The 3,681-nt window shown below is 62.4% G+C and carries 4 protein-coding genes; all 4 read right to left on the bottom strand.

Annotation, left to right across the window (positions count from 1 at the left end; genetic code table 11):
* On the bottom strand, positions 1 to 776 hold a 776-nt coding region (locus tag KGA88_RS01055), incomplete at its 3' end, for a dipeptide ABC transporter ATP-binding protein (protein ID WP_223588300.1).
* A complete protein-coding gene (locus KGA88_RS01050; protein WP_110659992.1) occupies positions 776 to 1,744 on the bottom strand; it encodes an ABC transporter ATP-binding protein in 969 nt (322 codons plus the stop codon). The genes KGA88_RS01055 and KGA88_RS01050, both read right to left, overlap by 1 nt.
* Positions 1,745 to 1,754: 10 nt before the next feature.
* On the bottom strand, positions 1,755 to 2,666 hold the full coding sequence (locus tag KGA88_RS01045; protein WP_223588298.1) for an ABC transporter permease subunit: 912 nt from the start codon (positions 2,664 to 2,666) through the stop codon (positions 1,755 to 1,757).
* Between the two features lie 10 nt (positions 2,667 to 2,676).
* Positions 2,677 to 3,681 (bottom strand): ABC transporter permease subunit (locus KGA88_RS01040; RefSeq protein WP_223588296.1); only part of this gene is annotated, 1,005 nt, incomplete at its 5' end.

Below are 3,681 nucleotides of genomic sequence, written 5' to 3'. Positions count from 1 at the left end.
GTCGGCGTGGCCGACAACAGCGCCTGGGTGTAAGGGTGCAGAGGGCGTTCGTAGATGGCGTTCTTCGGGCCCATTTCCACCGGGCGACCGAGGTACATCACCATCACGTCATCGGCAACGTGCTGCACCACCGCCAGGTTGTGGGAGATGAACACGTAGGCGGTGTTGAACTCCTGCTGCAGGTCCATGAACAGGTTCAGCACCTGTGCCTGGATCGATACGTCCAGCGCCGAGGTCGGCTCATCCGCCACCAGTACTTTAGGCTGCAGCATCATCGCTCGGGCCAGGGCAATCCGCTGGCGTTGACCGCCAGAGAACATGTGCGGATAACGCTGGTAGTGCTCGGGACGCAAGCCCACCTGCTTCATCATCGCCTGGACTTTCTCGCGACGTTGCGCGGCGCTCAGGTTGGTGTTGATCAGCAGCGGCTCAGCCAACTGGTCGCCGACTTTTTGCCGTGGGTTCAACGAGGCGTAGGGGCTCTGGAACACCATCTGCACGTCTTTGCGCAGTTGCTTGCGCTGGGCCTTGTCGGCACCGGCGACTTCCTGGCCGGCGATTTTCAAGGAGCCGGAGGACGGTTCTTCGATCAGCGTCAGGGCCCGGGCCAGGGTGGATTTGCCGCAGCCCGATTCACCGACGACGGCGAGGGTCTTGCCGGCTTCCAGTTCGAACGACACACCGTTGAGCGCGCGTACGGTGGCGTGCCCCTTGAACATGCCACGGGACACTTCGTAGTGACGGGTCAGGTCGCGGGCGGTAAGAACGACGGCCATTACGCCACCTCCTGGTTCAGCGGGTAGAAGCAGCGAGCGAGGCTGTTGCTTTTCGGGTCAAGGGTCGGACGTTGTTGACGGCAGTTGTCTTTCACATACGGGCAGCGCGGCGATAGCAGGCAACCCTGCGGACGGTCGTAGCGACCGGGCACGATACCCGGCAGGGTCGACAGGCGCGCGGCACCCTGGCTGTGTTCCGGAATCGCCTTGAGCAATGCTTCGCTGTACGGGTGCGCCGGAATGTCGAACAACTGTGGCACCTGACCGACTTCGACCGCTTGGCCGGCGTACATCACGCACACGCGCTGGGCGGTTTCGGCGACGACGGCGAGGTCGTGGGTGATCAGCACCAGGCCCATGTTCTGTTCTTTCTGCAACGCCAGCAGCAGGTCCATGATCTGTGCCTGGATGGTTACGTCGAGTGCCGTGGTCGGTTCGTCGGCGATCAGCAGTTTCGGTTCGCCGGCAATCGCCATGGCGATCGCGACACGCTGGCTCATGCCGCCGGACAGTTGATGCGGGTAGGCGTCCATGCGGCTGGCGGCGCCCGGGATCTCGACTTTCTCCAGCAGTTCGATGGCGCGCTTGCGCGCTTGTTTGCCGGACATTTTCAGGTGCAGGCGCAGCACTTCTTCGATCTGGAAACCGACGGTGTAGCTCGGGTTGAGTGCGGTCATCGGGTCCTGGAAGACCATCGACAGGTCTTTGCCGACGATCTGCCGACGCTGACGATTGCTCAACTTGAGCATGTCCTTGCCGTCGAAGCTGAGCGAGTCGGCGGTGACGATGCCGGGATGCTCGATCAGCCCCATCAGCGCCATCATGGTCACGGACTTGCCCGAACCCGACTCGCCAACGATGGCCAGTACTTCGCCCTTGTCCACCTTCAGGTCGAGGCCGTCGACCACTGGCGTGGCGTTCTTGTCGCCGAAGCGCACATTGAGATTCTTGATTTCTAACAATGACATGGGAATCTCCTCAGGCGGCGTTCTTGAGTTTCGGGTCCAGCGCGTCGCGCAGGCCGTCACCCATCAAGTTGATTGCCAGCACGCTGAGCAAAATGGTCAAGCCCGGCAGGCTCACCACCCACCAGGCGCGTTCGATGTAGTCGCGGGCCGAGGCCAGCATGGTGCCCCACTCAGGGGTTGGCGGTTGTACGCCAAGGCCGAGGAAGCCCAGTGCGGCGGCATCGAGGATCGCCGAGGAGAAGCTCAGGGTGGCCTGGACGATCAGCGGCGCCATGCAGTTGGGCAGCACGGTGACGAACATCAGGCGTGGCAGGCCGGCACCGGCCAGGCGCGCGGCGGTCACGTAGTCGCGGTTCAGTTCGCCCATCACCGCGGCGCGGGTCAGACGAACATAGGACGGCAACGAAACCACGGCGATGGCAATGATGGTGTTGATCAGGCCAGGGCCGAGGATGGCGACAATCGCCACGGCCAGCAGCAGCGACGGCAGGGCCAGCATGATGTCCATCAGACGCATGATGGTCGGGCCGAGCACGCGCGGGTAGAACCCGGCGAACAGGCCCAGCAGGATGCCCGGGATCAGCGACATCACCACCGACGACAAACCGATCAGCAACGACAGGCGCGAACCATTGATCAGGCGCGACAGCAGGTCGCGGCCCAGTTCATCGGTGCCGAGCAGGAACTGCAATTGTCCACCTTCCAGCCAGGCCGGTGGGGTCAGCAGGAAGTCGCGGTACTGCTCGCTCGGGTCGTGAGGGGCGACCCACGGGGCGAAGATGGCGCAGAAAATCACCAGCAGCATGAACATCAGGCCGGCGACGGCACCTTTGTTCTTGGCGAACGCTTGCCAGAATTCTTTGTACGGAGACGGGTACAGCAGGCTTTGATCGACTGCTACCGATGGAATTGGAATGGTCATGGTCATGATCTCAGCGCTGATGACGGATGCGTGGGTTGGCAAAGCCGTAGAGGATGTCCACTACGAAGTTGACCACAATCACCAGGCAGGCGATTAACAGGATGCCGTTTTGCACGACGGGATAGTCTCGGGCGCCAATGGCTTCGATCAGCCATTTGCCGATGCCGGGCCAGGAGAAGATGGTTTCGGTCAGGACCGCACCGGCCAGCAGGGTGCCGACTTGCAGGCCGACCACCGTCAGTACCGGAATCAAGGCGTTACGCAGACCGTGCACGAACACCACGCGCGACGGCGACAGGCCCTTGGCCTTGGCGGTGCGGATGTAGTCTTCGCGCAGCACTTCGAGCATCGAGGAGCGGGTCATCCGCGCGATGACCGCCAGCGGGATGGTGCCCAGCACGATGGCCGGCAGGATCAGGTGATGCAGGGCATCGAAGAACGCACTGACGTCATCGGCCAGCAGCGTATCGATCAGCATGAAGCCGGTGCGCGGCTCGATGTCGTAGAGCAGGTCGATCCGCCCGGACACCGGGGTCCAGCCCAGGCTCACCGAGAAGAACATGATCAGGATCAGGCCCCACCAGAAGATCGGCATCGAGTATCCCGCCAGGGAGATGCCCATCACCCCATGGTCGAACAGGGACCCTCGCTTGAGTGCCGCGATCACCCCGGCCAGAAGGCCGAGGACGCCGGCGAACAGCAGGGCGGCCATGGACAGTTCCAGGGTCGCGGGGAACAGGGAAGTGAATTCGGTCCAGACGCTTTCACGGGTGCGCAGGGACTCACCGAGATCGCCGTGGGCCAGTTTGCCGATGTAATCCAGGTACTGGGCATACAGGGGTTTGTTCAGACCTAGGCGTTCCATTGCCTGAGCGTGCATTTCGGGGTCGACTCTGCGTTCGCCCATCATGACTTCCACGGGGTCGCCAGGGATCATGCGAATCAACGCGAATGTCAGCAAGGTGATGCCGAAAAACGTGGGGATCAGTAACCCCAGTCGGCGGGCAATAAAACT

The organism is Pseudomonas sp. A-R-19, assembly GCF_019956575.1.
Taxonomy (GTDB): Bacteria; Pseudomonadota; Gammaproteobacteria; order Pseudomonadales; family Pseudomonadaceae; genus Aquipseudomonas.
Note: the sequence above shows the minus strand (reverse complement) of the source record. Positions and strands in the feature narration are given on the sequence as shown.

What these genes read in the sequence shown, in the direction of transcription:
- KGA88_RS01050 (WP_110659992.1), bottom strand. Translation starts at nt 1,744, where the DNA reads ATGTCATTGTTAGAAATCAAGAATCTCAATGTGCGCTTCGGCGACAAG.
- KGA88_RS01045 (WP_223588298.1), bottom strand. Translation starts at nt 2,666, where the DNA reads ATGACCATTCCAATTCCATCGGTAGCAGTCGATCAAAGCCTGCTGTAC.